This is a genomic window from Emticicia sp. GW821-FHT11C11 (assembly GCF_058808615.1).
Map to the genome: position 1 here is coordinate 1 of NZ_JBXARV010000003.1, position 26,927 is coordinate 26,927.

Consider the following 26,927-nt stretch of genomic DNA (forward strand, 5'->3'; position numbering starts at 1 on the left):
CCGAGTAGTACTAATGAATCGAGGGCTCCTAATTTTTTTATCTGTTTTTTTCTCTCTCCATTAAAGTCATATAACGATAGCCTGATGGCCTTAAAGATATTAAGTGATTAATCACGAAGATCTTCATGGTGTTGATTGGGCGGGTGAACACCTCTTCCCATCCCGAACAGAGCAGTTAAGCCCCGCACCGCTGATGGTACTGAGTTCATACTTGGGAGAGTAAGTAGACGCCAGTTTTTTATTTAAAGACCGTTACGAAAGTAGCGGTCTTTTTTTTTGCCCTTTACTCAACCCGACCCGTAAAGGATCAAACCAAAAAGTTGGGGAGTAGTTAAAAAAAGGGGTTACTTTGCAGAAAAAGGACTGACTTGGGATCAAGTCAAAAAGTTGTGGGGTGGTGAAATAATTATAGATTTTCGTAAATCTGTAGAAGAAGAATGAAATTTACTTAACACCTCTGAAAGAGCTTCTGAATGCTTAATATTCGCATTGAAAAATTCAGCTGAAGCATTAAAGTCTGTCCATGACGCGTAGTTAGTATTATTAGCTTAATATTAGAAGCCATAAACAAAGTAATTGCTTTGACTTTCTTATGAAGATAAGTATCGATGGCAATTCCTATCACAAGGGCTACAATACTTCCTTTTTCATCCTTTGCTGCTTTATTACTCGCAATTGTCTAGCGTTGCTTGAACTCATCAACGGAGACGTATTTATCTGTATTCTGTACAAGATAAGTTAGTCTTTGGCATGAAGTCACTCAGATAACTCTTGTGACATTTCTGTATACATTTTCCATTGACTCCTTAGTACTCTGCAATTGATTGTGAAGTATTTGTATTAGAGGCGATTGATTCTTTCATTCGGTATTCTGATTCAAAAGTGGTAAACTCTTTAATCAACCACGTTCCATCAGCGTTAAATCCAGTTCTGTTGTACCATTTTATCGAGTTTGGCTATGCCATCAGCTATGTTTGATATGTAGCGAAACTTGATAGCCTCTGAATTGTTTCATCGCTCCACAATTCCTTGGTTTGATTCGTAATTCATATAAAACAAAAAATCCTCTCAGAACTAGTCTAAGAGGATTTTTTTGTCGGGGTGGCCAGATTCGAACTGACGACCTTCTGCTCCCAAAGCAGACGCGATACCGGGCTACGCTACACCCCGAGGGTGGTACTCTAAATTTGAGAGTGCAAAGGTAAAGATTTTTATTTTTAAAGCAAAGATTAAATTTAAAAATTTCTACTTATTCTCGCGGAGAGGGCGGGATTCGAACCCGCGGTACACTTTAGGCGTACGACAGTTTAGCAAACTGCTCCTTTCGGCCACTCAGGCACCTCTCCTTTCCCGTTTGGGATTGCAAATATACAGGCTCATTTTGTTTTAACAAAACCAGAAGCTAATTTTTATCGTTTTTTTTCTTAAAAACCATTAGGCTTCTGTAGTACCAGCCGTATTCTTTGAATTGTGTTAAAATTGATTCGAATATCTTCCGATATGAATGAAGTTTTGTAACGCTTTATCTGAATTTTGCCCGGTTCTTACGCCATTGGCTAGTGCTTTGCAGCCCTTGCCCATTGTTATCCGGAGCCTTAACCTTGGTTTTGTTTCTCATCAATTTAACGGCTAGTGCTGCCACAATTTCCAGTTCGGTTTTGTCGACTGGTTGTTGTAGTACTTCAGGTGAGAAATATAGACCAACAAACCGTGTATCGAAACGACCACTCACAAATGCTTCATGCTGTAAAGCAAATTTACAGAAGGGCAGGGTAGTGGCCACACCTGTAATTTTAAACTCATCAATGGCACGAATCATCTTTTCGATGGCTTCTGTGCGGTCGTGTCCGTAGGTGATAAGCTTGGCGATCATGGGGTCATAATAAATCGGAATCTCCATACCCTCCTCTATGCCGTCATCAACCCGTACACCATTGCCTTGCGGGCGTACGTAGGTCTGTAAAGTGCCCACATTTGGCAGGAAATTATTGGCAGGGTCTTCAGCGCAAACCCGTACTTCAATAGAATGTCCCTTTATCTGCAAATCTTCCTGGCGGAAACTCAACGGTTTGCCTTCTGCCACATATATCATTTCTTTTACCAGATCAATACCAGTAATCAATTCAGTAACCGGATGCTCCACTTGCAAGCGTGTGTTCATTTCCAGAAAGTAAAAATCCAGATTTTCGTCCACAATAAACTCTACGGTACCGGCACCGTAATAATTGCAGGCTTTCGCAACATTGACTGCACAAATACCCATGGCTTCTCTGATTTCAGGAGTGAGAACCGCAGATGGCGCTTCTTCGATAACTTTCTGATGACGGCGCTGAATAGAGCATTCACGTTCAAAGAGATAAACCACGTTTCCGTGCTGGTCGCCCATTACCTGTATTTCAATATGTTTGGGTTTGGTAATATATTTTTCAATAAAGCATGAGCCATTGCCAAAGGCGGAAATCGCCTCACCGACGGCTCTGTCCATTTGTTCGTCGAAATCTTCTTCGCGTTCAACCACTCTCATACCTTTGCCACCCCCACCTGCACTGGCTTTTATCAGAATCGGATAACCGATTTCTGCTGCTTTAATTTTCGCTGCCTCGCGGTCTGTAATGGCATCAGGTGTACCCGGCACCATCGGGATATTATAACTCGCTACCGCATGTTTTGAAGAGAGTTTATCTCCCATTATTTCGATAGACTCGGCCGATGGACCAATAAATATCAAGCCGGCTTCTTTTACGGTTCTTGAGAAACCGGCATTTTCAGAAAGGAATCCATAGCCGGGATGAATGGCATCTACACCAAGGCTTTGTGCGATGGCAATGATTTTATCACCCAATAAATACGATTCTTTTGAAGGAGGAGGGCCGATACACACGGCTTCGTCGGCATATTTTACATGAGGTGAATTTCTGTCGGCCTCCGAAAAAACGGCAACTGTGCTGATTCCCATTTCACGTGCCGTGCGCATAACTCGCAAAGCAATTTCGCCCCTGTTGGCTACAAGAATTTTTCTGATGGTCGGCATATTAAAATCGCGGGCTTTCTTTAGAGCAAACCATATCGGCTGCCAGGTTTTAAGTTACTAAGTAACATTAAAATCTTGTGTAATTTTGAAATTTAAAGCAAAAATCTTGGATATTTCCGTAAAAAAAATCGGTGCCTTTCATATGGGTTTGTTATCAATTCTAAAAAGTGGTACTTTTGTTAAAAAATGAAGACTTCTTCACCATTTTATTGTTAATTCAATCAGACAACGAACAATTACGTTCCTTCATTCATATTTACCATAATGGCAAAAGATATTTTTGACAAAACAATTAGCGATTTAGGACCCATCGGTACACAGGCAAAACTGCTTAATTCTCACCACTACTATTCTTTTCCAAGACTGACAGGCGAACTGGGGCCTTATATGGAGTTTAATGGCAAACGTGTTTTGAACTGGTCTTTGAATAACTATTTGGGCTTAGCGAATCATCCGGAAGTGCGTGAAGCAGACACAGAAGCAACGGCACAGTATGGGCTGGCGTATCCGATGGGAGCCAGAATGATGACAGGAAACACCGAATTACATGAAGCATTTGAGAAAGAACTGGCTGCTTTTGTAGGTAAAAAAGATTCGTTTTTATTGAATTACGGATATCAGGGTGTGATGTCGGTCATTGAGTGTATTGTTGATCGTAGAGATGTAATTGTATATGATGCCGAAAGCCATGCCTGTTTGATAGACGGTATCCGTCTGCACAAAGCTAAAGGTGGCGAGTACTATAAGTATGTGCATAATGATATGGACAGCCTTGAGAAAAACCTGGTGAGGGCAACGAAGCTGGCCGATGAAAGAGGGGGAGGAGTATTGGTGATTACTGAAGGAGTTTTCGGGATGTCTGGTAAAGTGGGCAGCCTGGATAAAATTGTTGAACTGAAGAAAAAATATAGTTTCCGCTTGTTGGTAGATGATGCACACGGCTTTGGAACAATGGGCGCAACAGGAGCGGGTGTACCTGAGCATTTTGGTGTGCAAGATGAAGTAGATTTACATTTCTGTACATTTGCGAAGTCGATGGCTGCCATCGGTGCCTTTATTGCTGCCGATCCTGATGTGGTGATGTTCCTGAAATATAACATGCGGTCGCAGACTTATGCCAAGGCGCTACCTATGCCTTATGTATTAGGTGGTATCAAACGTCTGGAGCTGATAAAAAAACATCCGGAGTTAAGAGAGAATTTATGGACAATCGTAAATGCTTTGCAAGACGGTTTCCGTAAACGTGGTTTTGATATCGGTGATACTACTTCGCCGGTTACACCTGTGTTTTTGCATGGTAATTATGACTTGCCAACCGTGACGAATCTGATTCGTGATCTGAGAGAAAACATGGGCATTTTCTGCTCGGTTATTATATATCCGGTGGTGCCTAAGGGCGTTATTATGCTACGGATTATTCCGACTGCAGCCCATACACTCGAAGATGTTGAATATACTATGGACTGCTTTGAAAAAGTACAGGCAAAATTGCAGGCCGGTGAATATGTCCCACTTACAGTAGCTTAAATAATGATACTTAAAAGCATGTGCTAATAGCCTCTTTTAAAAGATTTTAACGTATAGTAACCCAAAAAGTCAGGTCTGAACCTGACTTTTTGTTTTTAAGCGGATAAATATGCTTTTTTTGATAGTATTTTCTATAGAAAAATTTGTAGTTTTTGGCAATATTTATAACTTGCGAATACTTTAGTTCATCATTTGAGTAAATAATTCAATTTATTAACCAAATCCGTTACAATTACCATGAATAAGTACAAAGAACTTAACGACCTGGTTGCTTCCTTAGCAGGAGATTTTGACAAATTTTATGACAAGGGCAATAAAGCTGCTGGCACAAGAGTAAGAGCCGGAATGGCTCAATTGGCAGCATGGGCAAAAGCAACAAGAGCCGAAGTGCAAGCCATTAAAAACGGCCAATGAAAACCACTTATGTGAGTAAAGAGTCAATGTAAAGAGATAAGCCCGGTTGCGAGCTTATCTCTTTATATTTTTTCAGGGTGCATCAGCATAGCCAACCCTCTGATGGTTCGGCGTGACGTGCCTTTAATGAAAACTTCTCCGGCTATTTCGGCAATGTGCTTTTCTTTGTCGACAGTCATCACCGTAAAAATAACTTCGTAATCAGTATCGACAAACATCGGAAACAGATACTCCGTCTCCTGCTTCATATAGATGGAACCTTCTCCGGGAAACTCCATGCCTAATACTTTTGTAAACACACTACTGCTTAAATGCCCGTGAATAATAGGGCGTTTGAAGCGGGTTTGGGCTGCATAATCCGGATCCAGATGCAATGGGTTTTTATCGCCGGTTACTTCAGCAAATTTCTGTACGTCTTCCTGTGAAAAACGAAATTCATGTTTATAGGTATCTCCTATTTCTAAGGCCATAAGAAAAGATTTTTAAACAATTAAAATGCAAATATATGCATTCATTACATCAGTATTGTAAATAGCCTGCATATGTATCTTTTATTATTGCCGGTTTCGTGCATATATGCCAAATAAAAATGGGCATGCACCGGAGATTTTGCATGCCCATTTCTTTTGCCTTTATGCAGAAATGACTATTCTAAAACCTATGCATTCATCCGCAAAATCAGGCATAATTTCATATCTTTTAGAAACCGTACAATGGATGGCCCCATTGTGATGACATCCTCCTCTTAATACCCTGTCGTCACTTGCAATTAAGCAGGGTGTACCATCTTTGGGTATTTTATTTATATCTCTTTGAAAATAATCCTGACACCATTCCCACACATTACCGCACATATCAAAAATGCCTAGTTGATTTGGCGCTTTTAATCCTACCTCATGTGTTTTCGTGCCCTTTTCATGATTTCTTAATTGGGCTATAATTGAAGGATCATCATATTTACCGCTGTTAAGTTCGTACCAACCCACTTCATCAAGCAAATTACTTCCGCTGAATTGAAATCCGTCTTTCCATTTTATTCCACCCCTTGCTGCATATTCCCATTCTGTTTCTGAGGGTAGGCGGAATTCAGCATTAAATCTTTTTGTTTTCTGTACCTCATTATGTTGATTCAGTTTATCAAGAAAACCATTCCTTTCCGTGATAGTATTATAGGAAACATTTTCAGCAGGTAGATTATGCCCCTTAAAAAAAGACGGGTTTATTTGCATAATGTGTTCCCATAGTGCTTGCGTTACTTGAAACTGTGAAATGAAAAAATCTTTGATATGCACTTCAAGTTTTACATCATCTACACCAAATAAATAAGGTACAGCCTTTGTTCCTTCAACATAAATCATCGGAAATCGATAATTAATTCCAGAGAAAAACAGTTCAAAATTAGTCATACATGATATTTGTTAGAAATATTCAGTAGGGGCAAATAAGACTATCATAGAGTGTTATCTTTCTGAATTTATTCGATTCAAATCCTTAGTTCTGTTTTGAAACAGAAGTACTCTGCCCGTTCGGAAGAATAATAACCATCGGCGGAATGGCACTTGCTTTTTTCGGGCTGGCTGCCGGAACCTGGTTTTGTACAGGAACTGTAACAGTTTTCTGTAAAGGTTCTGCTACCAATACAGGTGAATTGTCTGTAACGCCTGTATCTTTAATAGAAGCTTCGCATTGTCTGATGGTAGTGGCAATGGCTTCGGCCATCAGCCCCTCTCTCACGGCCTGGTGATAAAACAAAATAGCTCTTTTGAGCATATCTGCCGTAGCTTGTGGTGTCGTTTGTCGCCAGGCTAAACGTTGTAATTCAGCCCCTTGTGCCAGGGTAATCTGAGGCAACTGGCCACGGTTCGGGTCATTCGGATTAATACCGATGAGCTCGATCAGATTGCTCTTGGCAGGCTCGTATTGGCGTAGCGCAGCGTAATCCTGAAACTTTTTGGTCAGATGCAGCGCATGTGATGAATTGGTAATCTGGTCAGAAATTTTGCTTTCCGATTGAAATTCCGGTAATTTAGCACACTCGCGATAACGGAAAAAAGCATCCCAATAACGGCCTGCTTTAAAATATTCATCGGCCTCCTGCAGCAGATAGGCACGTGTTGATTGACCAAAGGTTGAAAGTGAGAAAAGTAAAATTCCCTGCATCCAGACAAAAAAACGTAAAGCCTTCATAAAAAACGAATTAGTAGGTTCTTGCAGTTTTTTTAGGTGTTTTGTTAATGAAACGTATATCCATTAGAAAAATTGAGAGAAATCTTTTAAAAATTTATTAAAAATTTGAAATCATTATCAATCGAAATAGCAGCATTCATTCAGCAAAATAGCTCCACACCATATCTATATAATCCTGAGGCCTTTCCGCCATCGCCATTTGTTTGTATCTACCTGCCAGAGAAGCAAACGGTTATTCACTGTATCACTTTAGAACCACAAGTGCAGGAAGGAACATTCTTCAGAGACCTGACAATTTCTTTTGCAGAAATGGGTATTAAAATTGTGCATTTGTGGGAAGACCTCTGGCATACGCATCAATCTATTGTGCAGTCCAGACTGCTGTCAGTTCTGGGTCAATCGGCTACTATTCCGGCACGTTTGTGTAGGAGTAGGCGCATCGATAAACCGGTGTTGGACGAGTTTCTGACAGAAAACCACCTACAGATTTCCACCGGGGCTAAATTCAAATACGGGCTATATTTACCGGCGAGATATTACCGGGTAATAGACAGAGAAAAAAATATATTTACGCAGCATATATCTGAAACAAATGATACCACTGACGAACTACTGATGGCGGTAGCTTCATTCAGCACAGCCCGGACTTTTGTAAGAGAAGGTGTCTCTTACCGCAGTTTTGAGCTCATCCGTTTTGCTAACCTGAAAGGATTTACCGTAGTGGGCGGGTTTGACAAACTATTGCAGGCGTTCATAAAAGAGCAAGCCCCTGACGATATCATGACCTATGCAGATACCGATTGGTCAGACGGTGCCAGTTATGACAAATTGGGTTTTGAGCGACAGGGTTTAATACCACCGCAATTATTTAGTCTGGATGAAAACCTGAACAGAATTCGGAGCAATATAAGCGAAAGCAGGTATGATAAAAAAGTATGGAACGCCGGTAGCTGGAAATACTTACTAAAACTAAAAGACATAATTGATGAGTGATAAACCGCGACTGATAGTGCTTTTGGGGCCAACGGCGTCGGGTAAAACCAGATTGGCTGTAGAACTGGCTCTGAGAATAGACGGAGAAATTATCAGTGCCGATAGCCGGCAGATATATCGCGGAATGAACATAGGAACCGGTAAAGACCTTGAAGAATATACGCATCAATCGGGGAAGAGCATTTCCTATCACTTAATTGATGTGGTAGAGGCAGGGGAAGATTATCATGTGGCTCGCTTCCAGAGAGATTTTCTGACTGCTTATGAGGATATTACGAGCAGGAGAAAAATACCGATACTTTGTGGAGGCACGGGTATGTATATTGAGGCTGTCCTGAAAAACTATCAGCACACGCAAGTACCAGTTGACAACGAATTGAGAAAAGAACTGGAGGCCAAAGACCATGAGTATATATTGAACTTGTTTAAACAGGAATACGCGGTTTTCTATCCTGACGCAGATGTTTCTACCAAGAAGAGGTTAATCAGAGCCATTGAGGTAGCCAGATTCAATAGCTTGCATAATACAGAAAGCGAATCCGTCCGAACACCTTATGATGCTGTTATTTTTGGAATATCGATTCCGACAGAAGTCCGCAGAGAGAGAATCACACGGCGATTGTTTAGAAGACTCGCCGATGGAATGATAACTGAGGTACAAGCTTTGCTGGATGCCGGCATCAGTCCGGAAAAACTGATTTTTTATGGCCTTGAGTACAAGTTCATTACTGAGTATCTGCAGAAACAAATGAGTTATGACGACATGGCAAAAAAACTGGAAGTGGCCATTCATCAGTTTGCCAAGCGACAAATGACGTTTTTCAGAAGTATGGAGAAAAAAGATCTGCCCATTCACTGGCTTGATGGAATGGATACTGTTGAGAATCTTACTGAGCAGATGATACGGGAAATTGGTTAAGGTTTTTCAATCCCCTCCCCACAGTTGGGCAGGGGATTGAAAAACCTCATCACCAAATATAAGTGGCCACTGAGCCTCCGTTTAGTGCCTGATTGAGAGTTTTACCTTTATATGAAATAGTGAAAGACTGAGCTTTGTCAGATTCGTTCAATACAATCAGCACGGTTTTACCGGCATTGGTTTTAAAGGCTACATTGGCGAGCGACATAGTAATATTGGATGCGATGCGCAACGAACCCGGGCGAACAAACTTCGAAGCATGGGCTACTATATAATACGCCGGATTTCTGACAACAGATTTTCCGATGGTTATAGCTCCCAGACATTCCGTACAACCACCCTCTGTATGCGGGTTTTGTTTAGGGTCGGCAGCCAGATTCCATTCCAGTACATTCCTGCACCAGTTTCTCGGTGCTCCGATAATGAGGTTTTTCATATGCCATTTCAGGTCTCCGGCAAAATTGCCCGGAGCACCAATCCATTGCTCGGTAAAGTATAAGTGCTTATCAGGGTGTGCTTCGTGCACATCAGTAAGGGCTTCAATCGTACCGCCATACAGGTGGAATGCCGAGCCGTCAATGTACTTGCGGGCTTCGGGGTCATTCAGAATGCTAATCGGATAATCGGGGCGGTCGGCATTGTGATCATAAAGAATAATCTTTGTTTTAATACCTGTCGACTTAAACAATGGACCCAGATTTTTTTTGATGAATGCTGCCTGCTCACTCGGTAACATCAACAGGCTGGGATTGTTTCCCGGGTGTAGGGGTTCGTTCTGTAAGGTAATGGCGTCAATACTGATGCCCTCTTTTTTCATTTCCTGTATGTATTTCACAAGATACCGCGCATAGGCCTGATAATATTCCGGCTTTAAGCTACCGCCTTTTGAGTTACCGTTTGTCTTCATCCATACAGGAGGTGTCCAAGGGGAACCTAATATTTTAATTGCCGGGTTTATTTTCAGAATCTGCTTCAATACCGGAATCAGGTCTTTCTGCTCTTCTGCCAGACTGAATTTCTGAATATTAACATCGGTTTCTCCATTCGGAAGGTCGTTATAAGTAAACACATGTTCACTCAGGTCTGAGGCTCCAATACTTATACGCAAATAACTAATACCTATATTATTGCCGTTTGTGGCGAAAAGCTCTTTCAATAAGGCCAACTTTTCAGTTTCATTCAACTGATTGATAAGCGTGGCACTACCGCCTGTGAGCGTGAACCCGAAGCCATCCATGTGCTGGAATCGCTTTGTGTCATCTACAAAAATGGTTGGGCCATCGGTTTTTTCACTGCCAAAACTCAGGGTCTGGTTTTGCTTCTGAAACAGAGCAGATTTATCGGCATTGGTGAGCCACACGTCCACCTGTTGGGCTTTGGTGAATAAAGAAGTCAATAAGAGTAATAGAAGAAGATGGTTTTTCATAGATTGTAATTGAGATTTTCAACAGGCAAGTTAGAGAGAAATATGAGATAAAGCCATCTTTTGCTTGAATTGGTTCAATTTTCTATATAACTGATTGAGTATTTATTACCAGAAATATCTGTTTTAATATTTGCTTTTATTTTTTATTTTTGGTGAATAAATTCAGCCTAAAACCTTTTATACCAATGCCAAAGTTTCTAGTCACAATACTTTGCATGCTATGCCTTTGCGTTTCTGCACAGAAAACCAAACCCGTTTCGGTTATTTTTGATACTGACATAGCCCCCGATTATGATGACGTAGGAGCTATGGCTTTACTGCATGCACTAGCCGATGCCGGTGAAGCGAAGATTCTGGCCACTATCTCCTGCAATGCTTTTGAAACAACAGTGCCTACCATCAGCATTCTGAACACGTACTTCGGTCGGCCGGATATTCCTACAGGAATTACAAAAAGAGAAAAACCCAATATGAACTGCTCACAGAAATGGGCAGAGTTTATTGTTGACAAATACCCTCATAAACTCAAGTCAAATGCAGAAGCCACAGAAGCAGTAAAACTATATCGAAAGATTCTGGCCAAGCAGCCTGATCAGTCGGTAACCATTATTACCGTTGGTTTCTTCACCAACCTGGCCGATTTGCTGGATTCTCAACCTGATGAATTTTCGAAACTATCTGGGAAAGACCTGGTTAAGAAGAAAGTGAAATTACTGGTTTCAATGGCTGCCGGACTTAATAAGGATCAACGTTTCCGTGAGTTTAATGTACATATTGATGCCAAAGCTTCGCAAAAGGTATTTACAGAATGGAATACGCCGATGCTATTGAGTGGTTTTGAGATTGGTGAGAAAGTAAGAACGGGTATCAGATTGATTAATAACGAAAGTATTCAGAATAGCCCTGTAAAAGACGCGTATCAGGTAGCGCTTACCAAAGACAAAAATATAATCGGGCGAAATAGTTGGGACCAGACCGCAGTGCTGGTAGCTGTAAAGGGTATAGCGCCTTATTTCTCATACAGAAAGTTAAATCTGGAAATTAAAGATGATGGCACGAATGTGTTGGCACCGGGCGATAAAATTATGTACCTGACCGAAAAAATGCCAGCCAGTGAAGTGGCAACCATCATTGAAGATTATATGATGCATCAGCCTAAGAAGAAATAAACGAAAGTTTCACATCTAATCATCCGGAAAAATGTTCATCATAGAAACATACCCGCTTGCAGTACTATTCTGTATCATTACCATGTTGTGCTGGGGCTCATGGGCCAATACGCAAAAGCTGGCAGCGGCCTCATGGAGGTTTGAGCTTTTTTATTGGGACTACGTAATCGGTATTGTGCTATTGGCTACTTTCTTCGCTTTTACACTCGGTAGTACCGGAAACGAAGGCAGAAGTTTTGTGGCAGACGTACAACAGGCCGACACTGCCAATATCGGTTCGGCTATTTTGGGTGGGGTGGTGTTCAATGCAGCCAATATTCTTTTAGGTGCTGCTATTGCCATTGCAGGCATGGCGGTGGCTTTTCCGGTTGGGATAGGGCTGGCATTGGTAATTGGTGTGGTTGTCAATTATCTCGATAATCCGGTTGGTAATTCGTCATTTATCTTTCTGGGAGTAGGGTTGGTATCAGTGGCTATCTTGTTGAATGCTTACGCTTACCGTCGTGCGGTAGCTCAGGGCAAGGGCGTATCAACCAAAGGGCTGATACTGTCGGTAGTGGCAGGGGTATTGATGGGGTATTTCTACAAGTATGTGGCGCAGGCCATGTTTACCAATTTTCTGGTACCGGAGGCCGGTAAATTAAGTCCATATACGGCTGTGTTCTTTTTTTCAATCGGCATCTTTTTGAGCAATTTTTTGTTTAATACATTCCTGATGTTCCGTCCGTTTGTCGGCGCACCTGTTAGTTACAGTGATTATTTCAAAGGAAATCTGAAGAATCACCTGACGGGTATTCTGGGCGGGGGTATCTGGTGTATCGGGATGGCCTTCAGTATTATCGCTTCTGATAAAGCCGGAACAGCCATTTCATACGGGCTCGGTCAGGGAGCTACAGTTGTGGCAGCAATCTGGGGTATTTTTATCTGGAAGGAATTCAGAAATGCACCCAAAGGTACGTCAACCATATTGAATGCCATGCTGTTGCTCTATATAATTGGTTTGGGTTTAATTATAGCAGCAAGATAACATCCACAAATTTTTATAGTATGTCTAAAATAGTAGTTATAGGCAGTTCGAACACCGATATGGTTGTGAAAACGAGCCGGTTCCCCAAGCCCGGAGAAACGATTCTGGGTGGAACATTTTTTATGTTTGCCGGTGGGAAAGGAGCCAATCAGGCGGTTGCAGCGGCAAGAATGGGAGGTGAGGTAGTATTTATTGCTAAAGTGGGAGATGATATTTTCGGTAAACAAGCCATTGAGGGCTTTCGGAATGAAAAAATAAATACCGCCTATATCAGTACAGATTCTGAAAAAGCCTCGGGTACGGCACTGATTATTGTGAATGAAGCCGGCGAAAATAATATTGTAGTTGCGTCCGGTTCGAACGATACGCTTTCGGAAGCAGATATCAGAAACGCAGCCGCAGAAATAACTGAAGCAGAGGTAGTACTGATGCAATTGGAGATTCCGATAGCGAGTGTCATGGCTGCCGCCCGTACAGGCGTAAATGCAGGAAGCAAGGTGATTCTTAACCCTGCCCCCGCACAGGAATTGCCGCAGGAGATATATCCGCTTTTGTATCTGATAACGCCCAATGAAACGGAAGCCGGCATACTGACAGGTATTGAGGTAAAAGACGATGATTCGGCTGTTGAAGCGGCACAGGCTTTACTGGACAAGGGCGTGAGGAATGTGATTATAACCCTCGGGGCGCGGGGAGCTTATTTCAGGAACGAGTATCAATCTTTTTTTATGGATACCCAGCTGGTTGAGGTGATAGATACTACGGCAGCCGGAGATATTTTTAATGGCACCCTGGCTGTGGCGCTCGCCTATAAAAAAGACTGGAGGTCGGCCGTTGAACTGGCCTGTAAAGCTGCATCGATTTCTGTTACCCGAATGGGGGCGCAGGCTTCAGCGCCTTATCAGCATGAAATATCATGTTCTTCCAACTTCTATTTCTAAAAATGATTTTATTTTTGTTGTTTTGACAAATAATTGATACGAGGCGATTCATGAGAAAATACCTGTTTTTATTCCTCTTAGCTATTGCTACGGTGGTTAATGCCCAAACAGCATTGGAAGATCAGTTTCAGTTTAATTTTCTGGCCTTAAACCCGGCACTGACCGGTGCGCGTGAAACCTTCAGCCTGAATGGTATGTTCGGGAATCAGTTTAACGGCACGCTTCGCCCGCAACAAATCTATCAGCTTTTTTCGATGGACGGTTCTTTTCAGGACGGACAAGGTGGTTTGGGTTTGCAGGCTTACAACAGCAATATCAGAGGTTTTGATAATGGCGGCGCCAAACTTTCGTATGCTTATCGTCAGTCGATGGGCGATGCCTTTTCTATAGCAGTCGGTGCTGATGCAGGCTTTATTTATCAACCCCTGCTAATTGGTGCGCAGGGAGCAAAGCAATTCTATCCCTATTTAGGATTAGGAGGTTTGATATCAACAGACCAGTTTTTTATTGGTATCTCTAAACCGGTGTGGTTAATTGGCGATGGTGTTTATAACAGCAAGAAACCTGTTTATACAATGATAGGCGCATCGTTAGGGGAGCGGGAGAATGTAATGCTGAATGTAAGCGGCACAGTAGAGACGAATAAAGGAGAGAAAGCAAATGTATACCTGACGGCTAAAGTCTGGTTGAAGCAAAATATTGGGTTAGGCATATTGTATAGGTCTGAAACACATCTGGATAGAAAAGTAAATAAGGTATTGCCGATGGTAGAATTTCAACTGGGCGAAAATTTCCGTATGGGTGGTTCTTATGATTTCAAGCCGCTGGCTTATACGCGTTCAGGATCGCAGGAGATTTTCCAGCAGAGAGGTATTTTTCAATTGTATTTGCGTTATGAGTTTTTAAATCAGGATAGCCGTCGTGTCAGCCGTATGAAATATTACTAAAACCGAATCCCTCCTCAAAGAGGGATTTTTGTTTGTGCCAGATGCCCTGTTGACAGCTATCAAATGATGAAAGCGACCAACAAAAAATGGTTTTAGGCTCAAATACAATTATTATGTTTCCTTTCATCCGATTGACAATGATTTTAGTAAAAAAATTGTTATTTTATTGGATACCTTACTGTAACTTTGCATCGTTTTGAAAAGAGGATTGTCTGAAGACTCGCGGAGTTTAAGATTTTCCACGTTTCAGAGTAGACTTTATAAAGTTTTTGCGACTATATATTCTCGTTTTCCGAAACGAGAATTCAATAATTTTTAAAATTTTCAATGGATCAATTCTCGTACATCGCCAATGCTGACGTAGCCGCATTGGACGCTATTTACCAACAATACAAGCAAGACCCGTCTTCAGTTGACGAAAGCTGGCAGAATTTCTTTAAAGGTTTTGAATTTCATCAGGCTTATAGTGGAAATGGACATTCGAACGGCGCTAATGGAGTAACTGCCAAACCTGCCGATATCACAACTGCAAGTGCTGAACATACGCGTAAGGAAATGGAAGTGGTTCACCTGATCAGAGGGTATCGCTCCCGTGGACACCTGCTTTCGAAAATAAACCCGATCGGGCCAAGAAAAGACCGCAAGCCGATGCTTGAGCTGAAAGACTTTAATCTTTCAGAAGCTGACTTAGATACGGTTTTTGAAGCCGGGATAGAGCTTTTTGGTGAAGCTGCTACCCTACGCAAAATTGTTGATGCCCTTACAAAAGTTTATCTGGGTAAAATAGGTTTTGAATATTTGTTTATCCGTGACCGTCAGGCCAAAAACTGGTTGCGTAAAAAAATAGAACAGGAATACCTGAACTTTACGCCAACGCGCGAACAAAAGCTGCGCATTTTTGAGAAACTGAATGAGGCGGTAAATTTTGAAAACTTTCTGCATACCAAATTCTTAGGTAAGAAACGCTTCTCATTGGAAGGGGGAGAATCTACCATTCCGGCATTGGATATTGTCATTAATCGCGGGGCAGAGCTGGGTGTTGAAGAAGTGGTGATTGGTATGGCTCACCGGGGGCGTCTGAATATTCTGACCAATATTCTGCAAAAACCATACGAGCAGGTTTTCAATGAGTTTGAAGAAAACGTTCAGTTGGATGCTTATACCGACGGCGACGTGAAATATCACATGGGATACTCAAGCCAGGTAGAAACTCCGGAAGGCAAAAGAGTAAGCCTGAAATTGATGCCAAATCCGTCACACCTGGAGGCAGTTAATCCTGTCGTAACAGGCTATGCCCGTGCCAGAGCTGATGCACACTATGAGAAAGCAGCTATAAAACCTAACGACCGTGATGATATCTACGATAAGATTCTACCGATTATCATTCATGGCGATGCCGCCATTGCCGGTCAGGGTATTGTATATGAAGTAACGCAGATGTCGAACCTGCCCGGGTATTACACCGGTGGAACGCTACATTTTGTAATCAATAATCAGGTAGGTTTTACTACCGACTTTGAGGATGCGCGATCATCTATCTATTGTACTGATATTGCCAAAATTATCGATGCGCCTATCTTCCATGTTAATGGTGACGATCCTGAGGCGGTTGTGTATACCATGAAACTGGCTACGGAATTCCGTCAGGAATTTAACCGTGATGTGTTCGTGAACATGATTTGTTACCGTAAATACGGTCATAACGAATCAGACGAACCACGTATGACACAGCCAACCATGTACAAAATGATTGATAGTCATCCGAATACAAGAGAAATTTATCTGCAGGAGTTGATGGAACGTGGAGAAGCAGATGCCAAGTTTTCGGAAGAACTTAAAAAAGAATTTGAAGGTGAACTGCAAGACCTGCTTGCCAAAGTAAAACAAAAACAACTGCCCTATCAGAAGCCTAAGCTGGAAGAAGACTGGGAAAAACTTCGCCGCTCAGTTCCTGAAGATTTCGAACAATCACCTGCTACGGGTATTCCTGTGGCTACGATTGAAAAAATCGGGAAGGCGCTATCGAACGTGCCGAATGGCTTCAAACCTTTGAAACAGATTGAAAAGGTACTGGAAGAAAGACGCGCCATTTTTGCACAGGAAAAACCTTTCAACTGGTCGGTAGGAGAGTTAATGGCCTATGGAGCCATTTTAGATGAAAGTAAATTGGTTCGTATTACCGGTCAGGATGTGCAACGCGGTACTTTTACGCACCGCCATGCAGTACTGCACGATGCCGACACCAACCAGTTGTATACCAATCTGGCACACATTGACGAAAAGCAGGGTAAATTTGAAATATACAACTCGCTTCTTGCCGAGTATGGTGTAATGGGCTTTGAGTATGGTTATTCAATGGCTAACCCTAATGCATTGGTTATTTGGGAGGCACAATTCGGTGATTTCTCGAATGGAGCGCAGATTATGATTGACCAGTTCATTGCAGCTTCTGAGTCTAAATGGAACAGTATGAACGCACTGGTGCTATTGTTGCCGCATGGGTATGAAGGCCAGGGGCCTGAGCACTCAAATGCCCGCCCTGAACGCTTTCTGCAACTGGCTGCTGAATACAATATGTATGTGTGTGTGTGTACTACTCCTGCTAACATCTTCCACATGCTGCGCCGTCAGCTGGCATTGCCATTCCGCAAGCCATGTATTCACATGTCGCCTAAGTCAATGTTGAGACACCCGATGGCCATTTCTAAAATTGAAGACTTTGCTGAAGGTACGCGCTTCCAGGAGACTATCGGTGATGACTACGCTGACCCTAAAAAGGTGAAACGCGTATTGTTGTGCAGCGGTAAAGTGTATTATGATTTGCTCGATAAGCAACAAAAAGATAAACGCACCGATGTGGCTGTTATACGTGTAGAACAGTTACACCCATTCCCTGCGAAACAGATAGAAGCGCATCTGGCGAAATACAAAAAGCCGGAAGTGATATGGGTACAGGAAGAACCTGAAAACATGGGGTACTGGTCGTTCGTATTGAGAGAATTCCCTCAGATCGGCGTGGGTAATGTAATTGCCCGTAAATCGAGTGCTTCACCTGCTACAGGTTATACCAAGGTTCACGCCAAAGAACAGGCTGAAATAGTAGACAAGGCTTTTGAAAAATAAGAAATCGTAAGAATAGTAAATATATCGATATCAATAACTTAGCAATAAAAACAAGTTATGGCAATAGAAATGAAAGTCCCTTCGGTGGGCGAATCAGTAAGCGAGGTAACGATCGCTTCTTGGACAAAAAAAGATGGTGACTTTGTAAAAATGGACGAGGTAATCTGTGAGCTGGAGTCTGACAAAGCCACTTTTGAACTCCCCGCAGAAGCCGACGGTATTTTAAGAATAGTAGCGGCCGAGGGTACCACTTTACCCATAGGCGCTTTGATTTGCAAGATTGAAGATTCAAATAATAACGCTAAAGATAGCGCTCCTGCAGCAACGCCTGTTCCGGCAGAAGCGCCTAAGGAAGAAGCAAAAGCAGCCGCTCCTGCACCTGAAGCCGCTCCGGCGTCTTCAAAAACCATTGATGTAGTGGTACCGGCAGTAGGGGAGTCAATTTCAGAAGTGACCATTGCTTCATGGAGCAAAAAAGATGGTGACACTGTGAAGATGGACGAGGTGATTTGCGAACTGGAGTCTGACAAAGCTACTTTTGAATTGCCATCACCAGAAGGCGGGGTATTGACTATCGTTGCCCAGGCAGGCGATGTAGTGCCTATTGGAGGCATAGTGGCAAAAATAGCTGTTGGCGCTGCAAGTGCGTCGGCTCCTGCCCCTGAAAAACCTGTGGCTGCTGTTGCGCAAGCTCCTGCCGATTCGGGCAATAGCTATGCAGCGGGGCATCCGTCACCTGTTGCCGCTAAAGTACTGGCTGAAAAAGGCATTGATCCGGCTAATGTACAGGGTACGGGTATTGGCGGCCGTATCACTAAAGAAGATGCACTGAAAGCTACATCGGCACCACAACCAAGTGCTCCTGCTGCACCAGCGGCTGCGTCTAAAGCGCCGTCAGCCAATGCACCTTTGGCATCGGGTGTTGAGGGTAGAATATCCCGCAGAGAGAAAATGACAAGCCTGCGCAAAACCATTGCGAAACGTCTGGTAGCAGTGAAGCAGGAAACTGCCATGCTGACGACTTTCAATGAGGTGGATATGAAGCCTATCATGGATCTGAGAGCGAAGTATAAAGATAAATTTAAAGAAATACATGGGGTAGGGCTGGGCTTTATGTCGTTCTTCACAAAGGCTTGTGCTATTGCTTTGAAAGACTTCCCTGTGGTGAATGCCTACATTGATGGCGACGAGATTGTTTATAACGACTACGCAGACATTGCTATCGCCGTTTCGGCACCTCGCGGTCTGGTGGTTCCGGTAATCAGAAATGCAGAGAAACTGAGCTTTGCAGGCATAGAAGCTGAAGTGGTGCGTCTGGCCGGTAAAGCAAGAGACAACAAACTGACCATTGAGGAAATGACCGGTGGTACCTTTACCATCACAAATGGCGGTATTTTCGGTTCTATGTTATCAACACCAATCATCAATGCACCGCAGTCGGCTATTCTGGGTATGCACAATATTGTAGAAAGGGCTGTGGTGGTAAATGGTGAAGTTGTTGTCCGTCCGATCATGTATGTGGCATTGAGTTATGACCACCGCACGATTGACGGTAAAGATTCAGTTAGTTTCCTAGTGAGAGTAAAACAATTATTAGAAGATCCAAGCAGAATTCTGTTAGGCGTATAATCGTTGTTACATATATACAGAAACGGCCATCGTGAATTTTCATGATGGCCGTTTCTGTTTTAGGGTATAATGAAGAAACTTCTTTAATAATTTGGAATAATTACCTTTTTTTAGGTATTTAGAATACCTAATCACCCTGTTGTGCTAAAAAGAAACACATATTCAGTATGGCTGATATTGTTTTTGAGCCTATCATCTCATGCCCAGATTTCTATCAGACAGGTTTTGATAAATGGGCGACCTTATCCATATAGAAAAGACTCAACTATTTCTCTCGCAGCTTCTGACGACAATCTGGTGATTGAGTTTAATCCGGTTAAAGGCGATTCTATCAGATATTATTATCAGATTCCCGGATTGTATGACAGATGGTTCTGGAGTAATTATCCTTCAGTTCACTATCAGAACTTATCGGGCGGAAACTATCAGCTGCAAATAAAGGCACAGGATAATCGCGGTAGAATAATAGCAAACCGGGAGCTTCGTATTGATAAGAAACAGGCCTTTTGGCAAAAATGGTGGTTCTGGCCATCTATCATGATATATGTATTGCTGATTTTTGGAGTCGGGTTTTATCTGTTTTTTATATATGACCTCCGCCAAAAACTCAAACTTCAGCATGTTCGTAATCAGATAGCTTCTGATTTGCACGATGAGGTCGGGTCAAATCTGAATTCAATAGCCATCTTTGTGGAGTTACTTCGCAAGAAAATCATCATAGAAAAACCTGATCTGCTACCCATATTAGATAAAATTACAAATAACTCGGAAGAAACGGTTTTATTGATGAGAGATACCGTTTGGGCAATTAATCCTGAGAACGACTCCACCGAGAAGCTATTTGAAAGGATGCGTTCATTTGGAGTGGAGATATTATCGGCAAGGCGAATCTCATTTGATTTTGAACTATTGACTGATATCGGGAAAGATGTTTTTTCGATGGAACAAAGGCGAAATATATACCTGATTTACAAAGAGGCTATTAATAATATTTCCAAGCATTCTGAAGCCACACAAGCTTCGTGCAAAGTATATCTGCAGCAGGGGTTGATAAAAATAAGTATCAGCGATAATGGTAAGGGATTTGATTTTAACCAGACCTTTGAAGGGAACGGGTTGAAAAACTTTAAACTCCGTAGTCAGGATAATGATTTAAAAGTCTCTGTAAACTCGGGCATTCAAAAGGGTACTTGTGTATTGATTGAAATTTCCATTTAGTTTTCAACTCCTCCCCATTATTGGGGATTTTATACGTACAAAATACCTTGTAATTTTACCGAAGAATAAAGACAGTCATTGAGGCAGTTTTTAACGGAGGTGGGGTTTAATTTGATGAGCCATGATACGAATATTACTTTTTGAAGACAATAAGAACCTCAGAGAAAGTCTTTCGCTATACCTGGCCGACACTGATGGGCTGTGGCTGTCGGGGGCTTATGCAGATGCCACTGATGCAGTAAAACTGGTAAGAAAGTATCAACCTGATGTTGTACTGATGGATATTCAGATGCCGCATATTTCAGGGATTGAAGCAATGAGGTCTATAAAAAAAGCAAATAGCGAAGTGAAAGTGTTGATTCAGACCGTTTTTGAGAATGACGATAAAGTATTTGCAGCGATTTGCGCAGGGGCGGACGGTTATATTATAAAAACTCCCAAACCGGAAATTTATGTGCAGGCGATTATTGACGTATACAATGGTGGGTCGCATTTAAGTCCAAGTATTGCTGCCAGAGTGCTATCCATGTTCCAGAGTCAGTTTGTGGTGAAAGAGCAGACCTATGTATCGCTTACTCCACGTGAAAAAGAAGTATTGCAGTGCATGGTAAAGGGTATGAGTTATAAAATGATAGCCGACGCCTGTAATATCAGTTTTAGCACAGTGCATAGTCATATTAAAAATATTTACGAAAAACTACACGTCAATTCAGCTCCGGAGGCTGTTGTAAAGGCTTTGGAGATGCGATTGGTTTAACTAAACTGCCGCTATGAAATATCTTATCATTTTTTGTTTTGCCTTAATTAGTGTTCAGGAGCAGGTTACACCTATACCTCAAAGCGATATTAATTCTTGTTGGGCTGCTAGCCTCACGATGGTTTCGGGTGTAGTTGGTGATCCGAATCACGATCAAAGCTAATTTATTTAGCTATGTTGTAAAGGTTGAGATGGGACACAATGTGGATGCACTCCATTTACGATTCCTGACACGGAGATGGATTTCGAAAATTGAAGAATAATAACAGAAATACTGAAGGTGAATTAATGAAGTTTAAGGAATTTCGTAAGGAGTTCCGGAGATATTATATGAACTATAACAGAAATAAGTGAGTAATAGCAACCATAAAACATATAATTAAAATGAAAGATTCAGAAGCATTAAAAAGGGTTAAAAACCATTCTTATCTGGATACACAAGAACCCGATCCTAAAAAAGAAAGAAAGACCAGACAGGAAGGTATCTGGCTGGAATTAGATCAACTACAAGGTTTGATTAATTTTTTAAAGAATAATTATAGGGATTTTGATCGGGTCAGCTTCATGATAGGTAAAATAGATAGAGGGCGTTCATTGGAACAACGTACTCAGCGCCATAAGTTTGAGGAGGAATACACTGTCGAAGTTTTGCCATTTAAAGTTTTCAAAGATACTAATGGAGAGGAAACTGCTGAATTCATTTCAATGAATGGTGAACGTGGAGGTTTGTATATTCCTGATTTCCCTTTCCCAATTGTATACAAAAAGGACATCGGCGGTAATCAAAAGACACCTCCTCCTTTTCCAAAAACTCCTTAATTGAAATATGGATTTTACGTTGACATTGTATAGATTCTCAGGGTGGTCGCAGGATATAGTCTGGCTGATTATATGTTGGATGCTGCTGAAAAGACATGGGTATTGGAAGCAACATAGGGCATATTTTTTGTCCTATGCTATTTCTGTGACCATCTTTGAGATTATTTACGCTGTCACAGCTATAACGCTCGAGAATAATCTATTTCTTGATTATGTTTATATAACACTTGAGTTTATACTATTAAGTTATTTCTTAAAGGGTATAATTAAGCAGCGCTGGATTAATTATTTTGTATATGTTGCTTGTGTATCATTCTCAGCGTTCTCATTTTTTAACGCATTCTGGGGTCAGGGCTACGAAAACTATAATAGTTATGGCGCTTTAATCAATAATCTGTATCTCACATTTCTTTCAGGGTTTAGCATTTTTGTATTGTCTAAAAGGCATATAAATAAAAGATTATTCAGCTTACCTGAAAGCTGGTTGGTTTTGAGTATATTCTTAATTTATACAAGTATTATTATCTCCGATTACATATACGGGCTTGCAATACCTCTCAGAAGTAATGAGATTTTATATATAGTGTTAATCACACAGAACTTTCTTAAAAGCTTCTTCCTGTTCTTTTATATCAAAGCAATTTCTATTGTCAATAAACCTCTATCCATAGAGTAAATCAACGATTTATCGTGCTTAAGTTTTATAGCCATTTATTATGATCATCCCCACAATTGGGGATTTTTTGTTTGTAGTATGCTATTGAACTTTGTTTCATAAAATCACTATTTTATGAAACATTATAAGCCTTCTTTGCCTAAAACTAATCATGTAGCCCAAAATCTACATATAATGGTAAACGGTATGCGTATAGCTATAAAGCCACATGATATAATTTATCTCGAGGCTAATATCAATTACACCATTTTTCATACCAGATATAATAAATTTGTTTCGGCATTTCACTTGAAGTTTTTTGATGCAGCTCTAAAAGAGTATACTGAATTTGTAAGAATCAACAAATCATACATTCTTAATCTGAAATATCTGGAGGGGTTGTATTGGAAAAAAACCTTTAAGGAAGTTCGTCTGTCTGACGGTACCCGCCTGCCGGTTTCGCGGCGTAAAGCGAGTGAAGTAAAGGAAATGCTCTGGAACAAAGTCAATACTGATTGCTACTCAGGCGCAGTATAAAAAATGATGAAAAATTGGACAAATCTGTTAAATTATTGTTAAATACTTGAAATTTTTGCTATAATTGACGTACTTCGCAAGACACATTATGTTACCGAAGCTATGGAAGAAAAGAATAAAGATATATCAAATGAACGAGGCTCAAAAGGTAGCCTTTTTTCATTTTTAAATGGTTTAGTGGGGCCGTCGAAAAGCGAAGAAAAAAGCAGTACTATTACTGAATCGAAAATAAATCGCTATGTAGATAGCATTGAGCAGTCCAATTACATCAGTCGAGATTTGAGCTGGCTGAAATTCAATGAGCGTGTACTTGACCAGAGCCGTGACAGGAACCTGAATCTGTTTGAGCGGCTGAAATTCCTTGCCATTACTTCTTCCAATCTTGATGAGTTCTTTACCATCAGGCTGGGCAGTTTATATAATTATCTCGATTATCATAAAGAGCGCATTGACTACTCAGGCCTGAGAGAAATTCCGTTTCGTAAAGCACTGTTATCGACTGTGAGACAGTTCTGCCAGGAACAGGACCGGGTATTTGATGAAGAGCTTAAACCTTTGTTTAAGGATCATAAGTTTCAGGTGGTAAAAATCAGCGACCTTACTCAAGGTGAATTGGCTGATACGGTAGATTATTTTGACTATACGATCTACCCAATGCTTACGCCGATGCTTTATGACCACACCCATGTATTCCCGGTGTTAATAGCTAAAACGCTGATTTTCGGAGTGGTGACCGATTCGAGTCGCTCTACCTTGTTTTCTGAAGACAGTGAAACCAAAAAGATATCGTTTGTTCAGATACCGGGCAATCTGCCCAGATTCTATACCATTGAAAGAGGCGATGAATTGCTGTTTCTGCCCATAGAAGAGATTGTACGGCACGAGATGAAGAAGCTGTACAGAAACGTAGAGATTCAATCGGTAAGCCTTTTCAGAATTGTACGGAATGGTGATTTTACATTGGAGGAGTCGGATGATATGGAGTCTGATTTCGTGGATGAAATCAAACAGAAAATCAAGAGTCGGCGTTTAGGCAGAGTGGTTTATATGGAAATTGAGGCCAATGCCAACGAGTGGCTGGTCAATATCTTACAGAAACGCTGGGAGATTGACAAGTACAATATATTTATTGATGAGTGTCTGATCGATTATACCTCTCTATGGCAGATTATCCGTCATCCTGATTTTCAGGAAGAACTGGAACCTATCCATCCCCCGGTGGCGCCTAAAAGGCTGAAGGAAAAAAACAATGACATTTTTGAAGTGGTGCGCGAGAAAGATTTATTGCTGCATCACCCATATAATAATTTTGAGCCGGTTCTGCAATTGCTTGAAAAAGCTGCGGAAGATCCGGACGTACTGGCTATTAAACTGACTATTTACCGCCTGGCGAAAAAATCACGTGTAACACAAGCCTTGTTGAAAGCAGCGGAAAATGGTAAACACGTATCGGCGCTATTTGAAATAAAAGCCCGCTTTGACGAAGAAAACAATATACGGGAAGCAGAGCGCCTGCAAAGAGCCGGTTGTTTCGTAATTTATGGTATCGGCTGGTATAAAACACATACCAAGTTGATGCTGATCGTACGGAAAGAAGGTAATCGCGTAGTACAGTATGCTCACCTGGCCAGTGGTAACTATAATGAAGATACAGCCAGACTTTATACCGATATTGGTCTGTTGACTACGAATCCGTTCTATACCAAAGATATTTCAGAGTTTTTCAATGTTATTACGGGCCATTCGCAACCGGCCGACTATCAGTATCTGATTACGTCGCCCAGAGATATGAGACCCCGGCTGATAGAGCTTATCAGAAACGAAGCGGCCAATGCTGAGAAAGGTTTGCCAAGCGGTATTTGTATTAAGCTGAATTCGTTAGAAGACCGCTACATTATTGATGAATTATACAAGGCGTCACAAGCTGGTGTAAAAATCAGGCTGATTATAAGAGGTATTTGTTGTTTGCGCCCCGGCCGCCAGAATCTGAGCGAGAATATCACGGTTCGTTCGGTTGTCGGGTTGTATCTGGAGCACGCCCGTATATTCTACTTCCATAACAACGACGAGCCAAAGCTGTATGGAAGTAGTGCCGATATCATGGTTCGGAGTTTCGATAAGCGAATAGAATCGATGTTTGAACTGGTAGATGACGAGGTAAAAAAACATGCCATTCATATTTTATACTATAACCTGCGCGACAACGTGAATTCGTATGAGTTGCAGGAGGATGGTTCTTACACCAAAGTGAAATGCACTTTAACTCCGGAAGATCAACCGATTAATATCCACAAGATGTTTTTTGAAATTGAGGGAAATGAAATGGAAGATATACAATTGTTCCCACAGACTGTAAAACCGGAAGAAAATACCACAGAAGAAACACCAATAGAGACAGAAACTGATTTATAAATGTATTCAGACCGCATCAAACAGAAATTTTCAGAATTATATAACCAATCTCCTGATATCATTGTCCGCGCCCCGGGGCGCATTAATCTAATAGGTGAACACACCGACTATAACGATGGCTTTGTGTTACCCGCTGCTATAGATAAAGCCATTTACTTTGCTGTTTCCAAAAGAGACGACAGGCAGGTGAGGCTATTTGCTTATGATTTGGATGACTCTTATGAGTTTTCGTTAGATACCTTTAGTAAATCTGAAAAAGGATGGGCTAATTTTCTGATAGGTATGGTTGCAGAAATGGCCAGGGAAGAGCATCATCTTTCTTGCGGATTCAACGCGGTTTTCGGGGGTGATGTACCTTTAGGAGCGGGGTTGTCATCTTCAGCAGCTGTGGAGAGCGGTATTGGATTTGCCCTGAATCAACTCTATGGTTTTGGCCTTTCGGGCATAGATTTAGCCTTAACCGCCCAGCAGGCCGAGCATAATTTTGCCGGAGTGAAATGTGGCATTATGGATATGTTTGCTTCTATTCATGGGAAAGATAAGGCTGTTATTAAGCTGGATTGCCGCGATTTGAGCTACGAGTATTTCCCGTTTGAAACCACAGAATATGCCATTGTATTGTGTAATTCAGGTGTGAAACATAATCTGGGAGATACTGAGTATAATAAGCGCAGAGCCGAGTGCGAAGAAGGAATCAGTATTCTGCAGCATGCATACCCTCAGGTAAACAGCTTAAGAGATGCCAACATACCTATGTTGAGAAGTCAGGCCGATAAATTGTCTGAGATAGTATATAATCGTTGCAGGTATGTAATAGAAGAGATTCACAGAGTGGAGCAGGCCTGTAAAGATTTGCTGAATAATGATTTTGTGGCTTTCGGGCAAAAAATGTATGAAACGCATCATGGGCTCAGCGAATTGTATGAAGTGAGTTGTGCTGAATTGGATTTTCTGGTGGAGCAAACCGTAAACAATGAAGCCGTAGCCGGAGCCAGAATGATGGGGGGCGGTTTTGGTGGTTGCACCATTAACCTTGTAAAAAAAGAAGCGGTGGATTCGTTTCTGGATGAAATTGGGAAAGCCTACGAAGCACAATTCGGACAGAAACTGGTTTCATACCAGATGGCAATTACAAATGGCGTGGAGGAAATTTAACGTCTGGAAAAGATATTAAACGAGAAAAGGCCGGATACCCG

General features: G+C 41.6%; 21 protein-coding genes, 2 tRNA genes and 1 rRNA gene. 17 read left to right on the plus strand and 7 right to left on the minus strand.

What is annotated here, in order from left to right; genetic code table 11:
* The first annotated feature begins 124 nt into the window (after positions 1-124).
* A 5S ribosomal RNA gene (rrf, locus tag AC1RRY_RS15170) occupies positions 125-236 on the plus strand.
* Positions 237-1,096: 860 nt separating this feature from the next.
* Here the strand turns inward: rrf and AC1RRY_RS15175 are convergent.
* The 3 genes from AC1RRY_RS15175 to AC1RRY_RS15185 form a co-directional block, all read right to left on the minus strand.
* Positions 1,097-1,170, minus strand: a tRNA-Pro gene (locus tag AC1RRY_RS15175).
* An 88-nt stretch (positions 1,171-1,258) separates the two neighbouring features.
* Positions 1,259-1,346, minus strand: a tRNA-Ser gene (locus AC1RRY_RS15180).
* A gap of 176 nt (positions 1,347-1,522) precedes the next feature.
* Complete coding sequence (locus AC1RRY_RS15185; protein ID WP_492823116.1) at positions 1,523-3,031, minus strand: acetyl-CoA carboxylase biotin carboxylase subunit; 1,509 nt, start codon at positions 3,029-3,031, stop codon at positions 1,523-1,525.
* Positions 3,032-3,295: 264 nt separating this feature from the next.
* On the opposite strand from AC1RRY_RS15185, the gene AC1RRY_RS15190 reads away from it, so the two are divergent.
* Positions 3,296-4,558, plus strand: a complete 1,263-nt coding sequence (locus AC1RRY_RS15190) for an aminotransferase class I/II-fold pyridoxal phosphate-dependent enzyme (protein WP_492823114.1) — start codon at positions 3,296-3,298, stop codon at positions 4,556-4,558.
* Between the two features lie 237 nt (positions 4,559-4,795).
* Complete coding sequence (locus tag AC1RRY_RS15195) at positions 4,796-4,972, plus strand: histone H1 (RefSeq protein WP_492823112.1); 177 nt, start codon at positions 4,796-4,798, stop codon at positions 4,970-4,972.
* Between the two features lie 62 nt (positions 4,973-5,034).
* Here AC1RRY_RS15195 and AC1RRY_RS15200 read toward each other — a convergent pair whose 3' ends face one another.
* From AC1RRY_RS15200 to AC1RRY_RS15210, 3 genes are all read right to left on the minus strand, one after another.
* Positions 5,035-5,442, minus strand: coding sequence for a MaoC family dehydratase (locus tag AC1RRY_RS15200; protein WP_492823110.1), 408 nt, complete (start codon positions 5,440-5,442; stop codon positions 5,035-5,037).
* A 162-nt stretch (positions 5,443-5,604) separates the two neighbouring features.
* Positions 5,605-6,378, minus strand: a complete 774-nt coding sequence (locus AC1RRY_RS15205; RefSeq protein WP_492823108.1) for a formylglycine-generating enzyme family protein — start codon at positions 6,376-6,378, stop codon at positions 5,605-5,607.
* 85 nt (positions 6,379-6,463) lie between these two features.
* Positions 6,464-7,159, minus strand: coding sequence for a hypothetical protein (locus tag AC1RRY_RS15210; RefSeq protein ID WP_492823106.1), 696 nt, complete (start codon positions 7,157-7,159; stop codon positions 6,464-6,466).
* Between the two features lie 105 nt (positions 7,160-7,264).
* On the opposite strand from AC1RRY_RS15210, the gene AC1RRY_RS15215 reads away from it, so the two are divergent.
* Positions 7,265-8,152, plus strand: coding sequence for a PDDEXK family nuclease (locus AC1RRY_RS15215; RefSeq protein WP_492823104.1), 888 nt, complete (start codon positions 7,265-7,267; stop codon positions 8,150-8,152).
* Positions 8,145-9,071 carry a tRNA (adenosine(37)-N6)-dimethylallyltransferase MiaA gene (miaA, locus tag AC1RRY_RS15220; RefSeq protein WP_492823102.1) on the plus strand — a complete coding sequence of 309 codons (927 nt, stop codon included), beginning with the start codon at positions 8,145-8,147 and terminating at the stop codon, positions 9,069-9,071. The genes AC1RRY_RS15215 and miaA overlap by 8 nt, the downstream gene beginning before the upstream one ends.
* A 49-nt stretch (positions 9,072-9,120) precedes the next feature.
* Here miaA and AC1RRY_RS15225 read toward each other — a convergent pair whose 3' ends face one another.
* On the minus strand, positions 9,121-10,497 hold the full coding sequence (locus AC1RRY_RS15225) for a glycoside hydrolase family 30 protein (protein WP_492823100.1): 1,377 nt from the start codon (positions 10,495-10,497) through the stop codon (positions 9,121-9,123).
* A gap of 185 nt (positions 10,498-10,682) precedes the next feature.
* On the opposite strand from AC1RRY_RS15225, the gene AC1RRY_RS15230 reads away from it, so the two are divergent.
* From AC1RRY_RS15230 to galK, 12 genes are all read left to right on the plus strand, one after another.
* Positions 10,683-11,666: a nucleoside hydrolase gene (locus AC1RRY_RS15230; protein ID WP_492823098.1), complete on the plus strand. Its 984-nt coding sequence runs from the start codon at positions 10,683-10,685 to the stop codon at positions 11,664-11,666.
* Positions 11,667-11,697: 31 nt separating this feature from the next.
* Positions 11,698-12,693 carry a GRP family sugar transporter gene (locus AC1RRY_RS15235; protein ID WP_492823096.1) on the plus strand — a complete coding sequence of 332 codons (996 nt, stop codon included), beginning with the start codon at positions 11,698-11,700 and terminating at the stop codon, positions 12,691-12,693.
* A 20-nt stretch (positions 12,694-12,713) separates the two neighbouring features.
* Positions 12,714-13,634 (plus strand): ribokinase, encoded by a 921-nt coding sequence (gene rbsK / locus AC1RRY_RS15240; protein WP_492823094.1) that lies wholly within the window; start codon positions 12,714-12,716, stop codon positions 13,632-13,634.
* Positions 13,635-13,684: 50 nt separating this feature from the next.
* Entirely contained in the window at positions 13,685-14,581 is an 897-nt protein-coding gene (locus tag AC1RRY_RS15245) for a type IX secretion system membrane protein PorP/SprF (protein WP_492823092.1), read from the plus strand.
* Between the two features lie 327 nt (positions 14,582-14,908).
* The gene (locus AC1RRY_RS15250) at positions 14,909-17,704 is read left to right on the plus strand and encodes a 2-oxoglutarate dehydrogenase E1 component (RefSeq protein ID WP_492823090.1); all 2,796 of its coding nucleotides are present in this window, start codon (positions 14,909-14,911) and stop codon (positions 17,702-17,704) included.
* A gap of 57 nt (positions 17,705-17,761) precedes the next feature.
* On the plus strand, positions 17,762-19,333 hold the full coding sequence (odhB, locus tag AC1RRY_RS15255; RefSeq protein ID WP_492823088.1) for a 2-oxoglutarate dehydrogenase complex dihydrolipoyllysine-residue succinyltransferase: 1,572 nt from the start codon (positions 17,762-17,764) through the stop codon (positions 19,331-19,333).
* A 141-nt stretch (positions 19,334-19,474) separates the two neighbouring features.
* Positions 19,475-20,551 (plus strand): ATP-binding protein, encoded by a 1,077-nt coding sequence (locus AC1RRY_RS15260; RefSeq protein WP_492856632.1) that lies wholly within the window; start codon positions 19,475-19,477, stop codon positions 20,549-20,551.
* Between the two features lie 121 nt (positions 20,552-20,672).
* Complete coding sequence (locus tag AC1RRY_RS15265; protein WP_492823084.1) at positions 20,673-21,308, plus strand: response regulator transcription factor; 636 nt, start codon at positions 20,673-20,675, stop codon at positions 21,306-21,308.
* Positions 21,309-21,692: 384 nt separating this feature from the next.
* Positions 21,693-22,127, plus strand: coding sequence for a hypothetical protein (locus AC1RRY_RS15270; protein WP_492823082.1), 435 nt, complete (start codon positions 21,693-21,695; stop codon positions 22,125-22,127).
* Positions 22,128-22,917: 790 nt separating this feature from the next.
* Positions 22,918-23,319 (plus strand): LytR/AlgR family response regulator transcription factor, encoded by a 402-nt coding sequence (locus AC1RRY_RS15275; RefSeq protein WP_492823080.1) that lies wholly within the window; start codon positions 22,918-22,920, stop codon positions 23,317-23,319.
* A 102-nt stretch (positions 23,320-23,421) separates the two neighbouring features.
* Positions 23,422-25,731, plus strand: coding sequence for a polyphosphate kinase 1 (ppk1, locus tag AC1RRY_RS15280; RefSeq protein WP_492823078.1), 2,310 nt, complete (start codon positions 23,422-23,424; stop codon positions 25,729-25,731).
* A complete protein-coding gene (galK, locus tag AC1RRY_RS15285; RefSeq protein ID WP_492823076.1) occupies positions 25,732-26,886 on the plus strand; it encodes a galactokinase in 1,155 nt (384 codons plus the stop codon).
* Positions 26,887-26,927 lie beyond the last annotated feature (41 nt).

Bases quoted from the DNA above. Each gene is read 5' to 3' on its own strand.
- AC1RRY_RS15185 (WP_492823116.1), bottom strand. From the start codon at position 3,031: ATGCCGACCATCAGAAAAATTCTTGTAGCCAACAGGGGCGAAATTGCT.
- AC1RRY_RS15190 (WP_492823114.1), top strand. From the start codon at position 3,296: ATGGCAAAAGATATTTTTGACAAAACAATTAGCGATTTAGGACCCATC.
- AC1RRY_RS15195 (WP_492823112.1), top strand. From the start codon at position 4,796: ATGAATAAGTACAAAGAACTTAACGACCTGGTTGCTTCCTTAGCAGGA.
- AC1RRY_RS15200 (WP_492823110.1), bottom strand. From the start codon at position 5,442: ATGGCCTTAGAAATAGGAGATACCTATAAACATGAATTTCGTTTTTCA.
- AC1RRY_RS15205 (WP_492823108.1), bottom strand. From the start codon at position 6,378: ATGACTAATTTTGAACTGTTTTTCTCTGGAATTAATTATCGATTTCCG.
- AC1RRY_RS15210 (WP_492823106.1), bottom strand. From the start codon at position 7,159: ATGAAGGCTTTACGTTTTTTTGTCTGGATGCAGGGAATTTTACTTTTC.
- miaA (WP_492823102.1), top strand. From the start codon at position 8,145: ATGAGTGATAAACCGCGACTGATAGTGCTTTTGGGGCCAACGGCGTCG.
- AC1RRY_RS15225 (WP_492823100.1), bottom strand. From the start codon at position 10,497: ATGAAAAACCATCTTCTTCTATTACTCTTATTGACTTCTTTATTCACC.
- AC1RRY_RS15230 (WP_492823098.1), top strand. From the start codon at position 10,683: ATGCCAAAGTTTCTAGTCACAATACTTTGCATGCTATGCCTTTGCGTT.
- AC1RRY_RS15235 (WP_492823096.1), top strand. From the start codon at position 11,698: ATGTTCATCATAGAAACATACCCGCTTGCAGTACTATTCTGTATCATT.
- rbsK (WP_492823094.1), top strand. From the start codon at position 12,714: ATGTCTAAAATAGTAGTTATAGGCAGTTCGAACACCGATATGGTTGTG.
- AC1RRY_RS15245 (WP_492823092.1), top strand. From the start codon at position 13,685: ATGAGAAAATACCTGTTTTTATTCCTCTTAGCTATTGCTACGGTGGTT.
- AC1RRY_RS15250 (WP_492823090.1), top strand. From the start codon at position 14,909: ATGGATCAATTCTCGTACATCGCCAATGCTGACGTAGCCGCATTGGAC.
- odhB (WP_492823088.1), top strand. From the start codon at position 17,762: ATGGCAATAGAAATGAAAGTCCCTTCGGTGGGCGAATCAGTAAGCGAG.
- AC1RRY_RS15265 (WP_492823084.1), top strand. From the start codon at position 20,673: ATGATACGAATATTACTTTTTGAAGACAATAAGAACCTCAGAGAAAGT.
- AC1RRY_RS15270 (WP_492823082.1), top strand. From the start codon at position 21,693: ATGAAAGATTCAGAAGCATTAAAAAGGGTTAAAAACCATTCTTATCTG.
- AC1RRY_RS15275 (WP_492823080.1), top strand. From the start codon at position 22,918: ATGAAACATTATAAGCCTTCTTTGCCTAAAACTAATCATGTAGCCCAA.
- ppk1 (WP_492823078.1), top strand. From the start codon at position 23,422: ATGGAAGAAAAGAATAAAGATATATCAAATGAACGAGGCTCAAAAGGT.
- galK (WP_492823076.1), top strand. From the start codon at position 25,732: ATGTATTCAGACCGCATCAAACAGAAATTTTCAGAATTATATAACCAA.